This is a genomic window from Hoeflea sp. CAU 1731 (assembly GCF_039888615.1).
Lineage (GTDB): Bacteria > Pseudomonadota > Alphaproteobacteria > Rhizobiales > Rhizobiaceae > Flavimaribacter.
The window spans coordinates 1-19,266 of sequence record NZ_JBDQQS010000008.1 but is presented as its reverse complement, the minus strand read 5'-3'; the positions used below and the strand labels follow the sequence as shown (position 1 = coordinate 19,266).

The following is a 19,266-nucleotide window of genomic DNA, read 5'->3' as shown; positions in this document are numbered from 1 at the left end:
TGATGAAGGTTACACAGCTAGACCTTCAACATCTTGCGAAAATGCACGACGTCTCGATTTCTTCCTCGACGGTCTCTACGGTTCTCTCGGATGTTCCCGCAAATTGAGCATATTCTGCGCGACGAAACGTGCTGAGTGCAGGCGTCTGAAATTACATTCGCGAAACCGAGAAGAGTGTCTGCTCGACAGATTCCAGTTCCATCTCGTCGTCAGGTTTTCGTCGATGCACGATTCGTATCAGGAGTCCTTGGAGTGCATGTCGCACTCTTGAACAAATATTAACCAGCCGAATTACTGATCTAAGGAAAAGGACTCTGAACCGCAATCATTCTGAAGATAGAACATTTGAGTGAAGTGGAGCAGCTTCTTTCAGCCTAACTCCCGAGAGCTTCAGCCTCATCGATTCCCGCACAAGCCAACTGATCTTCTGCGATGCATCGACGACTGAAAGACCTCGGGAATGGATATTCGAAACGCAGTTTCGTTCACTGTCGCGACTCCGGGATGATGCGCCATATGTAACGTAAGCGCTGAGTGAATCTGCGGAAGACAGTCCGGGCCGCTCGCCGATAAGCACGACGACCATTGCCGAGTTCATTCTTTCGGCAATGTCGTCGCCCACTGCAACCCGGGCCTGCTCAGCAAATATTGTGGGACCCATCGTCAATTCCCGCAATGACGCCTCAAGGGACAGCACGAGCTTCGCTGCATGATGATCCACGGCGGAGGAGGAAAGCCCGTCCGCGATTACAACAACAAGATCGAACGGGCCACTTGGCAAAATTGAAGCCGATTCACGGTCAAGCCTCCGACCAAGGTCGGGACGACGCAGATATATCGCGCGATCATGCGCTGCGCTTTGAACGCGTATTATGCGACGCGGGGACAACTCATCGGCAAGTTTTTGGAAGTCGACCTGACCATGGATTGCATCGCGTGCTTTTGCGTAGGCCAGAGAAAAATCAAGGATATGGCGGTTGGGCAATCCGTCCCCTGCCCGTCCCAGACCGATGCGAGCGTGGCTGTAGCGCTTGAGCACGGAAAGATGATCATCCTTGCTCATGCTGACAACTCCGCTGCGAGTATTTGTGAAACCTGAAACGGCGCAAGCTTCGTCGGAATTCTGCCGTTCCTGTCCGCAAGCCCGATGGACATGAGCCAACTCTCGAATTCCGGCGCGGCGCGACGGCGCGTCAGGTGACGCAGACGAACGATGTCGTGATTGGCAAGGCTCTGATAGTTGAGCATGATGTCGTCAGAGCCTGGAACAGCGATCAGAAAGTTGACCCCGGCCATCGCCAGGAGCAGAGCCAGGTTGTCCATGTCGTTCTGATCCGCTTCAGCGTGATTGGTGTAGCAGACGTCGCATCCCATCGGCAGACCGAGCAATTTTCCGCAGAAATGATCTTCGAGCGCGGCCCTCGTGATTTGCCTGCCGTCAAACAGATACTCGGGACCGATGAATCCGACGACCGAATTGACCAGCAACGGGGAGAATTCACGCGCTACGGAATAGGCGCGCGCTTCCATCGTCTGCTGATCGACGCCATGGCTTGCGCCTGCTGACAATGCCGCGCCCTGGCCGGTCTCGAAATACATCACATTGTCGCCCACCATGCCCCGTTTCAGACCAAGTGCGGCGTCCTGAGCCTCACGCAGTGTGGCCAGGGAGACGCCGAACCCGAGATTGGCGCCCTCACTTCCTGCTATCGATTGGAAAACGAGGTCCACCGGCCCCGATCGCTCCATGATCTCGATCGAATTGGTGACATGCGTCAGCACACAAGTCTGGCAGGGTATCTCCAGTCTTTGCCGCAAATCATCGAGCAGAGACAGGAGCATCCGACAATGATCGACGTTGTCGGTTGCCGGATTGATGCCGATGACCGCGTCGCCCACGCCATAAAGAAGCCCATCGAGGGTAGCCGCAATAATGGCCTTCGGATCATCGGTGGGGTGATTGGGTTGCAGCCTTGCCGAAAGACGCCCTTCCAATCCGACAGTCGTGCGAAATGCAGTGACGACATTGACCTTGGATGCGATTTCCACGAGATCGCCATTGCCGCAAAGCTTGGAAACTGCAGCAACCATTTCAGGCGTCAGACCCGGCGCAACGGAATGGAGCACATCGGCGTTCGCCGAACTGGAAAGCAGCCATTCGCGAAATTCCCCGACGGTCATGGCCCCGATGGCTGTAAAAGCCTTCCTGTCATGCGTGTCGACGATAAGCCGCGTGACATCGTCCTCTTCATAGGGAACGAGCGGTTCTTCCAGAAATCGCTCTAGAGGAACATCCGCAAGCGCATACCGGGCCGCCACTCTGGTCGTCTCGTCTGGAGCAGCGACAGCTGAAAGCTCGTCACCGGACTTCCGCGGCGACGCCTGAGCCAGCAATGTCTTGAGATTGTCGAATACGAATGTCTCATCGCCAAGTCGAACCCGCACCGGAGCCGTCTGGGAATTTTGAAAGCGCATGGCAAAACCTCTCGGGAAAGATTACTTCCCCGACGCACAAGTCTGCGCCGTGACTTGCGAATGCAAGCCAGCTATCAGCTTCTACCTCCCGGGCGTCAGCGGAATTCTGGGCTATCGGCGCCCACCAGGCGATGGATGCCGATATGTGTACCTTGTCAAATATAAAGTCGGAAGAAAGGACCTAGCTTGCGCTCGTCTCTGCCCTCGGCGGAAGACCTTTGACTACCCCTGGCTGCTGTATTTCCGGATCATGTCCGGGTCTCGAAAAAACCTCATGAACCATTGGCTCGAAGAAGCTCAGCGGCTTGCATTCGTAGTCCGGATCAAATGAATTCTGATCCCAGCGCTCACAGAATTCGACGCAGGTCTGGTAGTAGGGATTGTCCTTGTACTTGTCGCGCGCGTTCTGGTCGCGTCCGAAGAAGTGATTGTAATACACCGTCTGGAAAAGCCCGTGGTGATGAACGGTCCAGGCGACTTCCTCGCGTACATAGGGTCGAAGGATGGCGGCGGCGAACTGGTCATGATTTTCCGGCGCGAAACCATCGCCGATATCGTGCAGCAGCGCTGCAACGAGCCAGTCTATGTCAGCGCCGTCATTGTAGGCGCGGGTTGCAGCCTGCAAGGCGTGACCGAGACGGCTTACCTTGTAGCCTTCGACTGTTTCCTCTTCCTGCGAAGCGAGCTCGCTGATCAGACGATGCGGCGTCAGCTTCTTGTGATCCTTGTAGTGCTGGCTGAGGAACTCATACTCCTCTTTGGTGCCATCCTTCATCTGAGTGAAACTTACCTGTTTCATTTGCAGTTCTCCTTGTTTGCGATCGTGGTTCGCCTATTTCCAAACCTTTTCCGCCACGCGCAGGAAATTTTCTCCGAGCACGCCCCTGACATCGTCGTCGGAATACCCGTGTTGCAGCATGATTTCGGTCACCTTCGGCAGGTCCTCCGGCGGCATATAGTTGAAACCCTGCATGTTCTGCATGTACTCGGCCGGCCAGGCGCCGGGATTCGATCTCACATCCTCGAGAAAACGCTGCGGGAAGAACACGTAGTCCAGCCCAAGCGCGACGTGCTTCGGCCCCACAAGCTGCGCAATGTAGTCGATGTTCTCGAAGAAGCAGCTTGGCGAGATGTCATAATTCTTCATGAAATGGCCAAAACCGACAATGCCGACGACCCCTCCGCTTTCCGCGCAACCCTTGATCTGATCATCCTTGATGCAGCGTCGCTGCTGACGAATGCCGAACGGGTTGGAATGCGAGAAGATCACCGGCTCGGTCGAGATTTCCATGGCCTCCATGGTGCTCCGGTGCCCCATATGCGTCAAATCCAGGATCATCCCGACCCGGTTCATCTCGCGAACCAGCGCTCGACCGTAGGTACTGAGCCCGGAATCGGCCGGCTCGTAGCAACCGTCCGCTGCTTGCGTCCGGTTGTCTTTGGCGAGCAGCATATGACGCACGCCGAGATCGTAGAATACCTTGACCATCCGTACGTCCCGCTCCAGCATTTCACTCCCCTGGAAGTGAAATCCGATAGCGACCTTTCCATCCGCCTTTGCCTTTCGGATATCCGCGACGCTTTCTGCAAAGACAAACCGATCCGGGCGGGCGACGAAACCATCTCGCGTATCGAGCAGGTAGTGCATGGTCTGGGCGAGCGACATGCGTTCGACTCCGATGCTCAGGGAAAGGAAATCGAAACCCGACGCCTCAAACCGGTCCAGGGCGGATTCCTTCTCGCGAATCTCGGCCTCCGGAATCCACGGAAGCGTCAGGTCGACCACCAGCGCGTCGGCATGCAGCTTTGCAGCTTCCTCGGTGACATTCCATTCATCGAAATTGTTCTCGTGCTTTGTCATTGGCTTTCCGCAATTTCTCCTTGGGGGTGGTGGCACGCGAAAGTATGTCCGCTCTCCAAAACCTGTAGTTCGGGTGCGACGGTTCGGCATTCCGCTGTTGCGAACGGACATCTCGGGTGAAACTGGCAGCCGGGAGGCGGATCGAAAGGAGATGGAATCTCGCCTTCGATCGCTGAATAATTCATGTTGCGCTTGTCGAGGCTCGGCACTTCCTCAAGAAGGCTGCGCGTATATGGATGCTGCGGATTGGAAAACAGCATTTCCGTCGGCGCGAATTCGACCATGCGTCCCAGATACATGATCGCAACCCTGTCACTGACATGCTCGACCACTCCAAGGTCGTGGCTGATGAAGAGAGTCGTCAGGTCAAGTTCCTGTTTGAGATCCAGGAGCAGGTTCAGGATCTGCGCCTGAATGGAAACGTCGAGCGCTGAAACGATTTCGTCGCAAACAATGAAATCCGCCTTGACCGCCAATGTTCGGGCGATTGCGATCCTCTGACGCTGGCCTCCCGAAAACTGGTGCGGATAGCGGGACTTGTACGCCGGATCGAGCCCGCACTGCTCCATAACCTTGTCGAGATAGGCGGAAAGTTCGTTCGGCGGCACAATCCTGTGAACGCGCGGCGCTTCGGAAATTATCTCGCCCACGCGCATGCGCGGATTGAGCGACGCGTAGGGATCCTGGAAAATCATCTGTATGCGCAAAGCCAAATCTTTGGGCCTCTTGCGAGACGTTGCGCTGTCGATCGTCTCTCCGTCAAACTCGATCTCGCCGGTCGAAGCAGGCAACAGACCGCTGACCACCCGACCGAGAGTCGACTTGCCGCAGCCGGATTCGCCGACGAGACCGACAACTTCGCCTTTGTGTATATCGAGATTGATGCCGTTTACGGCGTGGACGGTTTCTTCATTTATGTCGACCCCCAGCTTCTGTGCGAGGCGCGCCGCCAGGTCGAGTTCCCGGGTGAATTTCTTCGAGACATTTTTCAGCCGTACCAGGGGGCGCGCGGCGGGCGTCGTTTCGGTCGATCTCATGCGTTCAAACCCGCCGATTCGTATTTCTCGCCTTCCAGGCAGGGATGGAAGCAACGCACAGTCCGACCTGGTCCGAATGAAGATTCAGGCGGCTCTTCCTGGCAGGCCGAAGTGGCGCGCCAGCACCTCTCGCGGAAGGCGCATCCAGGTTTGATGTTCAGCAGTGAAGGCGTCGTTCCCTCGACCTGCTGCAACTTCCTCCCACGGGTGTTGGAACTGGGGATCGATCCGATCAGCCCGATTGTGTAGGGATGCTGCGGGTTGTCGAGAATGTCATCGACGGATCCGCTTTCAACAATCCTTCCGGCATACATCACGCAAACCTTGTCCGCGAGACCCGCTACGACGGTCAGATCGTGCGTGACCCAGATCAGGCTCGTTCCCTTTTCACGACACAACTTCTGTGTCTCCAGGAGCACCTGAGCCTGCACCGTCACGTCGAGCGCCGTCGTGGGTTCGTCAGCGATGATCAGATCCGGATCGTTCAACAGAGCCATTGCGATCGAAACACGCTGCCGCATGCCTCCGGAGAACTCGTGCGGGTAGGATTTGAGACGCTTTTCCGGCGTCGGAATTCCGACCCGCGCCAGCATTTTTTCCGCCGCTTTCAGCGCCTCGCGCCGAGAAATCTTTTTGTGCGCGCGTAACGTTTCGACCATCTGCGTATCGACTCGCAGCACCGGGTTCAAAGCAGTAGTCGCATCCTGAAACACCATCGAAATCGCCCCGCCGCGCAACTGACGCAGTCGTCGTTCGGATGCGTTGGCTATTTCCTCGCCTTTGAAACGGATCGAACCTTCGACGATCCGGCCGGGCTTCTCGATAAGCCCCATTATCGACATGCCGGTGACTGTCTTGCCGGATCCGGACTCGCCCACAATTCCCAGGATCTCACCTGGCGCGACGGAGTAGGAAACCCCATCGACGGATTTCACGACACCGGATCGAGTGAAGAAGTAGGTCTTCAGGTTCTCTATCTCGATCGTGGGCTCGACGGCCTTTTGCGAGGCCGGCGTCATTGGTCGTTCCTCGGATTGAGGATATCGCGCAGCCTGTCCGCCACAAGGTTGATGCTGCCGATCGTCACGACCAGCGCGATACCGGGATAGACGCTGAGCCAGTAATCTCCTGTGATGATGTATTCATAGCCATTGGCGATCAGGAGCCCCAGCGAAGGCTCGGTAACCGGCAGGCCGACGCCCAGAAATGAGAGAGAAGCTTCGAGAGTGATCGAGAAGGCAACGTTCACGGTGGCGACCACTATCAGCGGCGGCAGGCAGTTGGGCAGCAGGTGACGGAAAATGATACGGTGACGTGGCAGCATCAGTCCGCCCGCCGCCGACATGTATTCCTTCTCGCGTTCGATTACCGCGACGCTGCGTATGACGCGTGCGAAATTGGCCCACTGGCTCAGGACCAGGGCGAACAAGACCTTGTCGACGCCGCGACCCAGAACAGCAAGACAGATCAGCGCGATCAGAAAGCTCGGGAACCCGAGAAAGAGATCGACTGTGCGCATGATTATGCGTTCGCCCCATCCTCCGGCGTAGGCCGCCGTGATGCCCGCAACGCAACCGATAATGACAGCAAGGAACCCGCTGAGAACGCCTACTGTCAAACTGATGCGGAGACCATAGACAATGGCGCTGACGAGGTCGCGCCCCTGATCGTCCGTGCCAAGCCAGTAGGTCATTCCGGTCATGCTTTCAGAGCCGGGCGGCAGCATGTTGTCGAGAATATCTATTTGAGCGAGATCGAACGGATTCTGCGGCGTAAAAACGGGACCGACATAGGCGACGAGGACCACGCCAATCAAAACAACTAGCGCCACGACCGACAATTTGCGTTCAGCATAGCGCGCCACGAAGAGACGAAAGCCGGATGTAGGCTTCTCCACCTCGGTACGCTGCTCTCCGGCGGTCAACTCAGCCATCACATCTTCTCCAGGCGAACGCGCGGATCGAGGAACGAATAGAGGACGTCCACCAACAGGTTGATCAGCATGAAGATCAGGATGGTCACCAGAATGTAGGCGACGATGACGGGCCGATCCAGAAGATTGATCGACTCGATTATCAGCCTTCCCATTCCTGGCCAGGAGAAAATACTTTCAGTCACGACAGCAAACGCCAGGATGACGGAAAACTGCAGGCCGATCACCGTGACGATCGGAATAAGAATATTCTTCAGAAGATGCACGAACACGATGCGCGGGGCGTGCAATCCCTTGGCGCGGGCGCTCCGCATGAAATCCAGCGACATTGTTTCACTGGTGCCCGACGCGGTCAGGCGAATGATCAAGGCCAGCGGATAAAGGGCAAGATTGGTTGCGGGCAAAACGAGATGCCGCAAACCATCGATCGTAAACAGGCTGGATCGTATCCCGAGAAATGTTCCGACTTCGCCCCGCCCCGAAGTCGGCAGCCAATTGAGGTTGATCGCAAATGCGATGATCATGAGGAGGCCAACCCAGAAAGTCGGCATACTGAACAAGATAATGGAACCGGAAATTATCGACCGGCCCGAGAAGCTGTCGGCTCGGAGGCCCGCCCAAAGGCCAAGCGGAATTCCCAAAAAGACGGCGATGACGAGCGCAGAAAAAGCCAGCTCGAAGGTTGCCGGAAAGCGCTCCAGAATCAGGGTGATGGCAGGTCGATTGTGCACAAATGAAGTACCCAGTTTTCCTTCGGCGATATTCTTCAGGAAAATGAGGTACTGCTCCCACATCGGCCGATCCAGGCCGAGTTGCTGGATTGTCTGTTCACGCTGCAACTCCGTCGCCTCTGGGCTTATCAAGACGTCCACCGGATTGCCAATTGCATAAACTCCGGCAAACACGACCAGCGACATGATCAGCAGAACAACGAAGCTCTGCATTAGTCGCCGTATGAGGAATATGGTCATCCGATGGCTCTTGATTAAAGCGAGGCTCGGGCCAATCGATCAGGCGAAGGCCCGAGCCAGGTCTGTCAGTCTACTCGGCGGGTTTGGCCGCCATGGCTGAGAAGTGTTCGTCGACACGCGGAGTATAGCTCACGGTATCCTTGGCGCCGGTGATCACAAACTGGGTATAGAGAGGCACAGCCGCTTTATCCTCGGCGATCATAATGTCCATGGCGCGAATCAAGGATTGTTCCTGCTCATCCATGTCAAACGCACCTTCGGCTTTTTCGATCGCCGCATCGAACTCAGGATTCGAGTAACCGCCTGCATTCCATGATCCTTCACCAGCATCTTTATCGCGGGTGTGGAAGGCGGCGCTCAGCGACATGAGCGACGAGCCGGTGAGTCCGTTATCCCATCCAATAAAGGCGAGGCTGAATTCCCTTTCGTTCATCCGACCGAAGTATATAGACTTGGGCATTGTCGCAACCTCGGTCTTTATGCCAACGCGGGTCAACATCTGGGCGATCGCCTGAACGACCTTCTCATCATTGGGATACCGGTCATTCGGACCATGGATCGTCAGCTGGAAACCATCAGGATATCCGGCCTCGGCGAGCAATGCCTTCGCTCGTTCCGGATCGTAGCTCGCTTCTGGAATGTTCGGGCTATGACTGAACCAGCCGTCGGCGACAATCTGGTTGGCCGGTTCGGCCAGTCCACCCATCACGCGCTCGACGATGGCGTCACGGTTGATAGCAAGCGAGAGCGCTTCACGCACCTTAGGATCCAGTAGCGGATTTGTATCCATGGCATTGCCGTCATTGTCGCGTACGAACGGCGATACTTCGTTATGTGTATCGATGAACAGCCACATGGTCCGCGACGACGGGCGCTGCGCGACGTAAAAACCGTCCCGCTCTTCGAGCGTCTCCACCGTCGCTGGCGGAAGCCCTTCGAGCAAATCCACGTCGCCACCAAGCAGAGCAGCCATGCGCGAAGCGGATTCGGGCATGATGCGGAAAATCACCTTTTCATAGGCCGGCTTTTCGCCCCAGAAATCTTCATTGCGCTCGATAACGTAGCGATCTCCGGGCACATATTCGGAAAACTTGTACGGTCCGGTTCCGATTGCCGCCTTACCTGATGTAAAGTCCTCGGTAGTATCGGTCTCCGCAATTTCAGAGGGAATTATGCCGATACCAGAAATGCGGCGAAGCAGCAGCGCGTACGGCATCTTGGTCGTGATCACAATCGTATGCGGATCTTTTTCAGTTATGGACTCGATCATGTTGGTGTTCGAGACGTAACTCGCCGGATTGTTTGGCACATTGGGCACGCGTTCAAAGGACGCAATAACGTCCTTGGCGTCGAAATCCGAGCCATCATGAAACTTCACACCCTCACGGAGTTTCAGTTCCCAGTTATTCTCGTCGATGTTCTTCCATTCCACGGCAAGACTTGGAATAACGTTGCCATCGCCATCCAGATCCACCAGTTTTCCGTACAAATGACGCGCGTAGGCAGCATTCGTGGAAACATACAGGAAGTGTGGGTCAATCGATGGATCGTTCGGTGTGGCCACGCGCAGTTCACTATCTGCAGCAAAGGACCATACCGACATTACCGAGCTCATTATAAGAACAATCAGTCCCAGGACTCTGTTCATTGTGTTCCCCTTGTGTTGGTAACAGTGTTCGTGCCCGGCACTTTGCACCGAACAGAGACGAAACAATTCACCTAATAAAGCAACGATAAAATTGGTCTTATAATAAGGTCCATTGCGAAAAGATAACCATACCATTAATCTAACGAGGCTAGCTGCGCTCAGTAACAATCCAGTACTGTTGAACTCTCAAAACAGCATAGATTCCTTCACTATTGGCTTTGGATCTTCTGTTTAAATGGACCTGTGTTGCAGACCGCTTTGAGCGTACTTGTTCGGGTTGCATATTATCAAACAGGAGTCGGCCCGTGAGTGTTGGAACAGTCTTGATCGTTGGCGCGGGGATCACTGGCGTGTGTACTGCAGAATGGCTGCGCAGAGACGGGTGGGATGTCACGCTGATCGATCCGCTGGAGCCTGGTTCCGAGGATCAGACATCCTACGGCAACGCAGGCCTGCTGTCTCGTACGTCGGTTATGCCTGTGGCTACGGAATCGATGGTGCGCAAGGCCCCATCCATGGTTCTGGACCCCGATTCCCCTTTATTTCTCAGATGGTCTTACCTGCCCCGCCTCCTCCCCTGGCTCATTCCTTTCGTTCGCAATGCAAAACCGGAACGGGTTCGCGATATTTCAGTCGGCATCGCGACAATGACGTCGGACACAAACGAACAGCATTTGGCGCTCGTTCGCGGAACCGACGCTCAAACCTTCATTTGCAGCGGTGAATTCGTGAGCCTGTTCCCCCAGAGGGAAAATTACGAAAGCGACGTATTCGGAGCCGAGATACGCGGGAAATATGGGCTTTATCCCGAGAAAATGGACCGTGCGGAACTGGTGGAACGCGATCCGAATATCGGACCGCACTACAACTTCGCGACCGTCTTCAAGGACATCTGCTGGTTGTCGTCACCCGGCGGCTATGTCAGAGCCATTTTTTCGCATTTCAAATCCAATGGAGGCGGATATCGGCAGTCCCGCGTAATGTCGATCACGCCTGGAACAGCGCCAAGTGTCGTGCTTGAAGGCGGCGAGATACTTTCCGCCGACAAGATTGTGCTGTCGGCGGGCGCATGGTCCGGCAAAATTGCCCGCGCCTTTGGAGTGAGCATGAATATTGAGGCGGAACGCGGTTATCATATCGCCATTCGAGACCCGCAATTCACCGCACCGCAGCCATACCTTGTATCCGACGCGAAGATCATCATGACTCCGATGGATGGGTTCCTGCGCGCCGCCGGAGTAGCGGAGTTCGGAGGTTTGAATGCTCCCCCTTCAAGTCGCCCGCTCGAGGTGATCAAGAAAGGCGTCCGGAAAGTTTATCCCAATCTCAAGTTCGACGTGACGGAGAACTGGATGGGCCGCCGACCGACCACGCCAGACAGCCTTCCGGTGATCGGGGAAGACATGTCCGCGCCAAATATTTTGCATGCATATGGCGGTCAGCATATCGGCCTGACCATCGGACCTAAGGTGGGACGCATCATTGCCGATCTGGCCGGCAGACGCCGCCCGAACATCGATCTCTCAGTCTACCGTCCGGACAGGTTTTGATATCATTCGTTATGATCTTCGAGGATAAGTTCTGCACCCTTCAAACCGGTCATCATTGCAGGTCCGTTGATGTTTCCGGAAGGCAGTTCTGGAAAGATTGAGGCGTCAACAACCCTCAATCCACCGAGTCCATGCACCCTTAATCGAGCGTCGACGACGTCCGATACGGCTCCCGGGCCCATTTTGCAGGTGCCGCTCAAATGGAATACCGAACTCGCGCGTGCGCGCAGGTCCGCTTCCATCTGCTCGCGGGTTATCGTTGCCGAACCCGGATGGATTTCATCTTCTATTATTTCAGTCAGCGGCTTTGCCGCCGCAATGCGGCGCAGCATCATGCAGCCGTCGATCAATTCCTCTACGTCCTCATCAGCAGAAAGGTAATTCGGTTGTATGACCGGTGGATCGAATGGATTGTCCGAGCGCAATGTGACCGATCCACGGCTTTTCGGATGACAATTGGAAATTCCCAAAAGAAAGCCGGGTTCCCGATCAGGAAGCATAAGCTTCCGCACACCGGGGGCTCCACGGGTGTAACTCAAAGGCGAATAATAGAGCTGCATGTTCGGCCGCACGCGATTTTGATCCGTGCGGAAAAATCCGCCAGCCTGGTTGACGCTGATCGAAAGGGGACCCGACTTGGTCAGCAGGTAGCGTATCCCGACAGAAAGACGTCCCCACCAAGGACGAAGCACCGAATTCAGGGTCGGGCGGTTGGCCCGGTAAATGTAGTCGAGGCCCAAATGATCCTGAAGATTTTCTCCGACGCCACGAAGGGCGTGCACCAGCGGAACGCCGTTCGCAGCGCACAATTCGGGAGCGCCGACACCGGAAAGTTGAAGAAGCTGCGGCGAATTTACGGCGCCAGCGGAAAGGATCACTTCGCGGGAGGCTGCGACCGAGACGATCTGATCGCCCTTAACGTAGGTTATACCCGACGCGCGCCGACCGTTGAAAACGACCTTCGAGACATGCGCGCCTGTAATGACCCGGAGGTTTTTCCTTCGCATTGCAGGCCGAAGGAAAGCCGAGGCTGCAGATGCGCGTATCCCGTCCCTCGTCGTGATCTGGTACAGTCCGACGCCTTCCTGTGACGCGCCGTTGAAATCATCATTCCAGGACAAGCCCGCCGCTTCACAGCCTCCGAAAAAATCAGAACATGTAACATGTTCCGAACCGGTAATTGCGGTGACCCGAAGAGGCCCTCCGAAGCCTCTGTAATCATTGGGGCCAGACGAATTATCCTCCAGACGCCTGAAGAGCGGCAGCACGCTCTTCCAGCCCCAGCCGGGATTTCCGAGTTCTTCCCACAGGTCGTAATCCTGCTTCTGACCTCGAATGTAGACCATTGCGTTAATCGAGCTGGATCCGCCAAGCACGCGACCACGCGGGCAATAGATTTGCCGGTCGGCAAGCCCAGCGACTGGCTCGCTCGTGTACCGCCAGTTCAGGTCACGGTGGTAGAAGGTCTTGCCGTAACCGATGGGCATACGCACCCAGAAATTTCGGTCGCTGCCCCCAGCTTCTACAATGAGAATCCGGTAGCGTCCGTTTTTGCTGAGGCGGTCCGCCAGCACACAACCGGCAGAGCCGGCGCCGACGATGATGAAGTCATAGCTTTCCATGGCCGGTAGCTATCAGGTCGATTACACGCCAGCATCAGCCATTAAGGAATTTCAGGCAAACCATTTCCTATCCAAGCGAATCGATAGCATCAGCAAGCCTGTCTACCCCTGCTCGTATCTGCGCCGGTGTCGACGTGCTGAATCCGAGAGCAAAACCCTTGGCGTCAATAGGCGCGATACAGAAGCGTTCTAGCGGGGCGACAATTACGTCAAGGGCCGCCGCAGCTTCAGCTACGGAGGTTTCGTCATGATCGGTCAACAGATGGCCGACGGTTTGTATGCCGCTTTCGGTGGATTTCACGTCGACCGCCCCGGCGAGCCGCCGTGACGCCGCATCGATCAGAACTTCGTGCCTTTCCATGTAGGCCTTACGCATCCGCCTGATATGACTTGCGAAGTGCCCCTCTTCGATGAAGTTCGCGACAACAGATTGAACCATGGTCGAGGCTCCCTGCAAAGTCGCACCGGCGATGCGGTCGAACACCTCCGACAAGGGGCTGCTTACCACCATGAATGCAATTCGCAGACCCGGAAAGATCGACTTTGAAAACGTCCCGACATAGATCACGCGCCCTACGGTGTCGACGCTCTTGAGCGTTGGCGGTGGATGGCCGGAGTAGTAGAACTCCCCGTCATAGTCGTCCTCGACGATCCATGCGTCCGCCCGTTCCGCCGCTTGCAGCAACTCGAAGCGTCGCTGCAAGCTCATCACGGCGCCCAGCGGATGCTGGTGGGATGGCGTGACAAAGGCAAGGCGGAAGTCGGGTTCGGCTTTCAGGCCCGCCGCGACATTGATGCCCTCATTATCGACAGGCAATGGAACAAGCCTCGCACCACTTGACAGAAGGCTGTTGCGTGCCCCGATTGGTCCCGGATTTTCAAACCAGACCGGATCACCGGGATCAAGCAGCGTATTGCCAATCCTGTTGAACGCCTCCTGCGCGCCGTTGACGATAAAGACTTCTTCGGGTTCGCAAACGACGCCCCTGTTTGCGCGAAGATGGGTGGCGATAGCGCGACGCAGTTCGGGTTGCCCGGCTGGTTCAGGGTAGCCAAGGGCGATCCCGCGCGCCGCGCGCCAGTGACGGGCCATCAGCTTGGACCAAAGCGGAATGGGAAAAAGATCGAGCGCTGGCAACCCGGTCACGAAAGGCCGGGGTTTGGTAGGATGGGCGAGCCTCGGAAAAAATTGTTCGGATGCCTGCTCTGTCAGATTCGCCAGTCGCTTAGGTTGTCTCTTGTGCCTGTCCGCTTCGGTCGAGATGGTTTCGGCCTTCGCCTTGAGGATATCGCTGACATATGAGCCGGAACCCACGTGAGACACGATCAACCCTTCCGCCGCAAGCGACTCGAAAACACCGATCGCCGTCGTTCGTGAAATCCCCTGGTCCTGGGCGAATGTTCGGCTTGAAGGAAGACGCTGTCCCGGCTCCAGCACGCCAGACAAGACCAGATCGCGCATTGCACTGACAAGTTGCGCCACGATCGGCCGACCGGACTCGCGGTCGATCCGTAATGTCGGGAGAAGCACACCGCCAGCGTATTTCACGAATAATCTCTCCAATCGGATAGTTGAACGGGAACTGCAAGTATTAGAATTGGCATTCCAGCTTAATCAAAGTGGACCTTAACAAGGGACCAATTTGTGCACAATGTCTGCCCCTGACAAGACTGTTGTTGACCATGTGCAGTGCGGTAAGCCCGTTAAAGGCGCCTTCGCCGTCAAGAAACTATGTGAAATTCTACATGAAAATCAAAACTATAGAGACATTCTCGACACCGCACGTTGCCTTCGTGAAGGTAACCGCGGCAAACGGAGCGTGCGGCTGGGGTCAGGTTGCCCCTTATCATGCGGATATTACCGCTCAGGTGCTTCACAGACAGGTTGCTCCCTGGATTTTGGGACAATCTGTCGACTGTGATCTTGAGGATGTTCTGAACCTGGTCGGTGAGCGGGAGCACAAGTTCACCGGCTCTCATCTCAGACGCGCGATGGGAGGCGTAGAGACTGCCCTGTGGGACCTGCGCGGAATTCTTGCCGAAAAGCCTGTCGTCGAACTTCTTGGAGGAAAGCCGACCTCGCTCCGCGCTTACGCTTCCTCCATGAAGCGCGACATAACGCCTGAGGCGGAAGCCGAACGTTTCAAACGACTCCGCCATGAATACGGCTTCGACGCGTTCAAGTTCCGCGTCGGCGCAGAAGTTGGCCGTAATCAGGATGAATGGCCAGGACGGACCGAAGAAATCGTTCCGACAATACGAAAAGCGCTCGGCGACGATGTTGACCTTCTTGCCGACGCCAACAGCTGCTACACCCCCGCACGGGCGATCGAGGTAGGTCGCATTATGGAAGACAACGGTTTGGTCCATTACGAGGAGCCCTGCCCGTACTGGGAACTTGAGCAGACGCTGGAGGTCACGAACACGCTGGACATAGACGTTGCAGGCGGTGAACAGGATTGCGAGTTTTTCGTATGGAAGCAGATCATCGAGCACAGGGTGGTCGATATCGTGCAGCCAGATGTTCTCTATCTCGGCGGGATGTGCCGGTCCCTCAAGGTTGCCGCAATGGCGGCGGATGCAGGCCTGCCGGTGACCCCCCACGCCGCCAATATGAGCCTGGTTACGCTATTCACCATGCATTTCCTGGCGGCAATTCCCAATGCTGGAAAATATTTGGAATTCTCCATCGAGGGACCAGACTACTACCCCTGGCAGGAAGGTCTATTTGTCCGCTCGCCGTACACCATTGAGGGTGGTCATATCCGAGTTTCCGACGAACCTGGTTGGGGTGTGGAGATCGACCCACACTGGCTCGAGCAATCCGAATACCAGTTAAGCGAGATGGATCAATGAGCGACGGCTTGTCGACGCTGGTCGCCGAATACAAAGACACGCGCCGGATAACTGATCTGCCGAATCGACATTTTATTGCCGGAAAATGGACGCCGCCCATCAATGGTGGAATGATGGAGAGCTTCGATCCGGGTAATGGCGAAGCGTTTCATGAATTCGCTGACGGCGACGCCGCCGACATCGAGTACGCTGTCGAGAACGCGCATGCCGCATTCAATGGCGAATGGAGTGCAGCGACGCCGGCGTCGCGCGGCGCCGTACTGTCGCGCGCATCGTCCCTGATCCGGCAACATGCAGCACGGCTCTCCGTAGCTGAATGCCTGGATACCGGTAAGACCTTGCAGGAAGCCGAAGGCGACGTGATGGGGGCGGCGCGCTGTTTTGAATACTACTCCGGTCTTCCCGACAAATTCGAGGGGCGCTCGATCCCGCTCGGACCCGAATATCTGGCATACACCAATTGGGAGCCCGTCGGCGTCACCGGCCACATCATCCCTTGGAATTATCCTATTTCCACCGTTTCGCGCAGTATAGCGCCGGCGATAGCGGCCGGCTGCACTGCTGTCGTAAAGCCTGCAGAACAGACGCCGCTGACCGCTCTGATGATCGCGGAACTGCTTATTCAGGCCGGCCTGCCCGCGGGCGTATTGAATGTCGTTACGGGCAGAGGGATCACCGCCGGCGCTCCGCTTGTTTCACATCCGCTCGTGCGCCACATCAGTTTTACCGGCTCCACCAGTACGGGCATCGAGGTTATTCGTGCTGCGGCGCGCAATGTCACAAGCGTACTCCCGGAGCTCGGTGGTAAATCACCGCTGGTGGTTCTCGACGACGCCGACATGGCTGCAGCGGTCGATGGCGCAATCGGGGCCATCTATGAACACGCCGGTCAAATCTGCTCTGCAGGCTCCCGCCTCATCGTCACCCGCAAGTCCCACTCCTCTCTGATGGAAACCCTTGTGTCGCGCGCAAGAGGATTGACGCTGGGCCACGGACTGCGGCGACCCGACATGGGGGCGATCAACTCTTCGGAGCATCTCGCAAAGATCTCTTCCGCTGTAGACGCCGCTCGCGCCCGCGCGCTGAAAATCGTCACAGGCGGGACAGTCACGACGGATCCGGAAACCGGCAAGGGATGGTTCTACGAACCAACAATTTTCGACGACGCGCCTGTCGACGATCCGATCGCACAAGACGAAATTTTCGGTCCAGTATTGACGGTTCAGATCGCGGAAGACGTCGAAGAGGCGATAGCAATAGCCAATTCGACCAATTACGCGCTCGTCGCCGGTATCTACACGCGTGACTTCGCCACTGCGCATCAACTCGCACGCCGCATCGACGCTGGCCAGATCTTTATCAATGAGTATTTCGCCGGCGGGATATCGGTGCCTTTCGGCGGCAACAGGATGTCGGGATTCGGGCGAGAGAAAGGAATTGAGGGGATGCGCACATACCTGAAACTCAAGAGCGTCGCCGCTCGGATTTCTTGACGCAACGCCACTGGAACGGGGACAAATTTGCATAGCAATCAGAACCGTGTGTTCACACAGGATATCAGGACCGACCCTTACTGGTGGGAGGCCTCTCCTCGTCCCAAAATGCGGGACGTGCCTCTGCCCGACAAAGTGGACGTTCTCGTAATCGGTTCGGGCTACACAGGTCTCAACGCCGCTCTGGTGACTGCGCGCGCCGGACGCTCGACGCTCGTCCTGGAAAAGGGAGTCGTGGGTGAAGGCTGCAGCACACGCAATGGCGGACAGATCAGCACGAGCGTCAAGCCCTCGTTTGATCAGCTCTCTCGGCGCCATGGCGACAAGACCGCCTATGCTATACTGCGCGAGGGACACGCTGCGCTGAAATGGATCGAGGATTTCACACGGGACGAAAAAATCGATTGCGGCTTCAGGGTATGTGGACGCTTTCACGCCGCCCATACACCCAAGGCTTTCGAAGCCCTTCGCCGGGACGCCGAACAAAAGATTCCGGGTCTGGAGGTCGAGACTGAAATCGTTCCTCGTTCGGAGCAACATCGGGAGATCGGCACCGACGGCTATCATGGCGGGGTGATCTTGCATCGTCATGCTGTACTCGATCCCGGCCGCTATCATACGGGATTGCTTCAACGCGTGATGGAGGCTGGCGCGACAGTCGCCGACCATTGTCCGGCGGACCGTATTGAGAGAACCGGAAACGGTTATGTTGTCCATACACCTCGCGGCCGTATTGTCGCCCGGGACGTTGTCGTTGGAACGAATGGCTATACCGGTCAGGTCACCTCCTGGCTTCGGCGCAGAGTAATTCCAATTGGCAGCTACGTGATCGCGACAGAATCGATGCCGCGCGAAACGATGGCCGAAGTCATCCCTCAAGACCGGATCGTTTCTGACACCAGAAAGGTCGTCTACTACTATCGGCTTTCACCTGACGGAACGCGAATGATCTTCGGCGGACGCGTCAGCCACGGAGAGACCGACCCAATGGTCAGCGGCCCGCTTCTCCATGCAGAAATGATCCGTTTGTTCCCCCAACTCCGGAATGCCAGAATAAGCCATTCCTGGGTAGGATTTGTGGGCTATACTTTTGACACACTTGCTCATTCCGGCAGTCACGACGGCATGTACTACGCGATGGGCTATTGCGGTTCCGGCGTATCCATGGCGAGCTACCTCGGAAGGCGATCAGGCCAGAAGGTCCTCGGCCTCGCAGAAGGCAATTCGGGATTCGATAAAACCGAATTTTACACGCGTCCGCTCTACTATGGCAATCCCTGGTTCCTCGCGCCTTCGGTCTATTATTACCGGTGGCGTGATTCCAGGAACTGAACACCTTACCTCCGAATGGATAGACTGAAGCTGAGCTTTTGGTTCGCTTTGACTCAACAGAGATGAATCAATGCACCTGCCCGGACAGCCCTAAGTCCAACTGACGCCAGGTCCGTGCTTAGCGAGCGCAAGAATGCATGCAATTGGCGGAACTTCGAGCGCATTCACGACGACGAGCAAGGCTGCAAGTTCACTTGATCATTTTACCCACCTGTTACCCACCTGAAACCCTCGAACTGAACGTGAACATGCGTGATAAATGGCGATGAAAAAACCCAGAAAACTGGGCTTTTCCTCGAAGATAACCATGTTCGGGACGAGGGGGTCGGAGGTTCGAATCCTCTCACTCCGACCAATTTTTTCAGGGTCCATTCTTGTCACATGGTTTACATTTGATACCGGAGAGATGGTTTACACTTTCTCCGGTGCGAATGGGTTTTGTGCCGGTTCGACACGGTCCTCCTTGTTGTCGAAGAAGCCCAGATCAT

15 protein-coding genes are annotated in these 19,266 nt (G+C 56.2%); 4 read left to right on the top strand and 11 right to left on the bottom strand.

The genetic code is table 11. The features are described from left to right. Positions 1-325 precede the first annotated feature (325 nt). The 9 genes from eutC to AAFN47_RS13950 all read right to left on the bottom strand — a co-directional run bounded on the left by eutC (position 326) and on the right by AAFN47_RS13950 (position 9,925). Positions 326-1,039 carry an ethanolamine ammonia-lyase subunit EutC gene (gene eutC / locus AAFN47_RS13990; RefSeq protein ID WP_499809861.1) on the bottom strand — a complete coding sequence of 238 codons (714 nt, stop codon included), beginning with the start codon at positions 1,037-1,039 and terminating at the stop codon, positions 326-328. Between the two features lie 20 nt (positions 1,040-1,059). Further along, on the bottom strand, positions 1,060-2,475 hold the full coding sequence (locus AAFN47_RS13985; RefSeq protein ID WP_499809860.1) for an ethanolamine ammonia-lyase subunit EutB: 1,416 nt from the start codon (positions 2,473-2,475) through the stop codon (positions 1,060-1,062). A 181-nt stretch (positions 2,476-2,656) separates the two neighbouring features. Next, positions 2,657-3,274: an HD domain-containing protein gene (locus AAFN47_RS13980; protein WP_499809859.1), complete on the bottom strand. Its 618-nt coding sequence runs from the start codon at positions 3,272-3,274 to the stop codon at positions 2,657-2,659. 33 nt (positions 3,275-3,307) lie between these two features. Then, on the bottom strand, positions 3,308-4,336 hold the full coding sequence (locus tag AAFN47_RS13975) for a dipeptidase (protein WP_499809858.1): 1,029 nt from the start codon (positions 4,334-4,336) through the stop codon (positions 3,308-3,310). Continuing rightward, the gene (locus AAFN47_RS13970) at positions 4,333-5,373 is read right to left on the bottom strand and encodes an ABC transporter ATP-binding protein (protein WP_499809857.1); all 1,041 of its coding nucleotides are present in this window, start codon (positions 5,371-5,373) and stop codon (positions 4,333-4,335) included. The genes AAFN47_RS13975 and AAFN47_RS13970 overlap by 4 nt, the downstream gene beginning before the upstream one ends. Then, a complete protein-coding gene (locus tag AAFN47_RS13965) occupies positions 5,370-6,392 on the bottom strand; it encodes an ABC transporter ATP-binding protein (RefSeq protein WP_499809856.1) in 1,023 nt (340 codons plus the stop codon). The genes AAFN47_RS13970 and AAFN47_RS13965 overlap by 4 nt, the downstream gene beginning before the upstream one ends. Next, positions 6,389-7,306 (bottom strand): ABC transporter permease, encoded by a 918-nt coding sequence (locus tag AAFN47_RS13960; RefSeq protein ID WP_499809855.1) that lies wholly within the window; start codon positions 7,304-7,306, stop codon positions 6,389-6,391. Before AAFN47_RS13960 ends, AAFN47_RS13965 begins: the two co-directional genes overlap by 4 nt. Further along, complete coding sequence (locus AAFN47_RS13955; RefSeq protein WP_499809854.1) at positions 7,306-8,277, bottom strand: ABC transporter permease; 972 nt, start codon at positions 8,275-8,277, stop codon at positions 7,306-7,308. The genes AAFN47_RS13960 and AAFN47_RS13955 overlap by 1 nt, the downstream gene beginning before the upstream one ends. 70 nt (positions 8,278-8,347) lie before the next feature. Beyond that, positions 8,348-9,925, bottom strand: coding sequence for an ABC transporter substrate-binding protein (locus AAFN47_RS13950; protein WP_499809853.1), 1,578 nt, complete (start codon positions 9,923-9,925; stop codon positions 8,348-8,350). A 305-nt stretch (positions 9,926-10,230) separates the two neighbouring features. On the opposite strand from AAFN47_RS13950, the gene AAFN47_RS13945 reads away from it, so the two are divergent. Next, positions 10,231-11,475 carry an NAD(P)/FAD-dependent oxidoreductase gene (locus AAFN47_RS13945; protein ID WP_499809852.1) on the top strand — a complete coding sequence of 415 codons (1,245 nt, stop codon included), beginning with the start codon at positions 10,231-10,233 and terminating at the stop codon, positions 11,473-11,475. Positions 11,476-11,477: 2 nt separating this feature from the next. On the opposite strand, the gene AAFN47_RS13940 is transcribed toward AAFN47_RS13945, so the two are convergent. Further along, on the bottom strand, positions 11,478-13,097 hold the full coding sequence (locus AAFN47_RS13940; protein WP_499809851.1) for a GMC family oxidoreductase: 1,620 nt from the start codon (positions 13,095-13,097) through the stop codon (positions 11,478-11,480). A 67-nt stretch (positions 13,098-13,164) separates the two neighbouring features. Continuing rightward, on the bottom strand, positions 13,165-14,646 hold the full coding sequence (gene pdxR / locus AAFN47_RS13935; RefSeq protein ID WP_499809850.1) for a MocR-like pyridoxine biosynthesis transcription factor PdxR: 1,482 nt from the start codon (positions 14,644-14,646) through the stop codon (positions 13,165-13,167). Positions 14,647-14,843: 197 nt separating this feature from the next. Between pdxR and AAFN47_RS13930 the strand changes: the two genes are divergently transcribed. From AAFN47_RS13930 to AAFN47_RS13920, 3 genes are read left to right on the top strand one after another with little or no spacing between them, the layout of a single operon-like run. Beyond that, positions 14,844-15,953 (top strand): mandelate racemase/muconate lactonizing enzyme family protein, encoded by a 1,110-nt coding sequence (locus AAFN47_RS13930; RefSeq protein WP_499809849.1) that lies wholly within the window; start codon positions 14,844-14,846, stop codon positions 15,951-15,953. Next, positions 15,950-17,446, top strand: coding sequence for an aldehyde dehydrogenase family protein (locus AAFN47_RS13925; RefSeq protein ID WP_499809848.1), 1,497 nt, complete (start codon positions 15,950-15,952; stop codon positions 17,444-17,446). Before AAFN47_RS13930 ends, AAFN47_RS13925 begins: the two co-directional genes overlap by 4 nt. Positions 17,447-17,473: 27 nt before the next feature. Continuing rightward, a complete protein-coding gene (locus AAFN47_RS13920) occupies positions 17,474-18,778 on the top strand; it encodes an NAD(P)/FAD-dependent oxidoreductase (RefSeq protein ID WP_499809847.1) in 1,305 nt (434 codons plus the stop codon). Positions 18,779-19,266 lie beyond the last annotated feature (488 nt).

Excerpts from the sequence above, each read along its gene's own strand:
- AAFN47_RS13985 (WP_499809860.1), bottom strand. The coding sequence starts at position 2,475 with ATGCGCTTTCAAAATTCCCAGACGGCTCCGGTGCGGGTTCGACTTGGC.
- AAFN47_RS13980 (WP_499809859.1), bottom strand. The coding sequence starts at position 3,274 with ATGAAACAGGTAAGTTTCACTCAGATGAAGGATGGCACCAAAGAGGAG.
- AAFN47_RS13975 (WP_499809858.1), bottom strand. The coding sequence starts at position 4,336 with ATGACAAAGCACGAGAACAATTTCGATGAATGGAATGTCACCGAGGAA.
- AAFN47_RS13970 (WP_499809857.1), bottom strand. The coding sequence starts at position 5,373 with ATGAGATCGACCGAAACGACGCCCGCCGCGCGCCCCCTGGTACGGCTG.
- AAFN47_RS13960 (WP_499809855.1), bottom strand. The coding sequence starts at position 7,306 with ATGGCTGAGTTGACCGCCGGAGAGCAGCGTACCGAGGTGGAGAAGCCT.
- AAFN47_RS13940 (WP_499809851.1), bottom strand. The coding sequence starts at position 13,097 with ATGGAAAGCTATGACTTCATCATCGTCGGCGCCGGCTCTGCCGGTTGT.
- AAFN47_RS13950 (WP_499809853.1), bottom strand. The coding sequence starts at position 9,925 with ATGAACAGAGTCCTGGGACTGATTGTTCTTATAATGAGCTCGGTAATG.
- AAFN47_RS13930 (WP_499809849.1), top strand. The coding sequence starts at position 14,844 with ATGAAAATCAAAACTATAGAGACATTCTCGACACCGCACGTTGCCTTC.
- AAFN47_RS13925 (WP_499809848.1), top strand. The coding sequence starts at position 15,950 with ATGAGCGACGGCTTGTCGACGCTGGTCGCCGAATACAAAGACACGCGC.
- AAFN47_RS13955 (WP_499809854.1), bottom strand. The coding sequence starts at position 8,277 with ATGACCATATTCCTCATACGGCGACTAATGCAGAGCTTCGTTGTTCTG.
- AAFN47_RS13965 (WP_499809856.1), bottom strand. The coding sequence starts at position 6,392 with ATGACGCCGGCCTCGCAAAAGGCCGTCGAGCCCACGATCGAGATAGAG.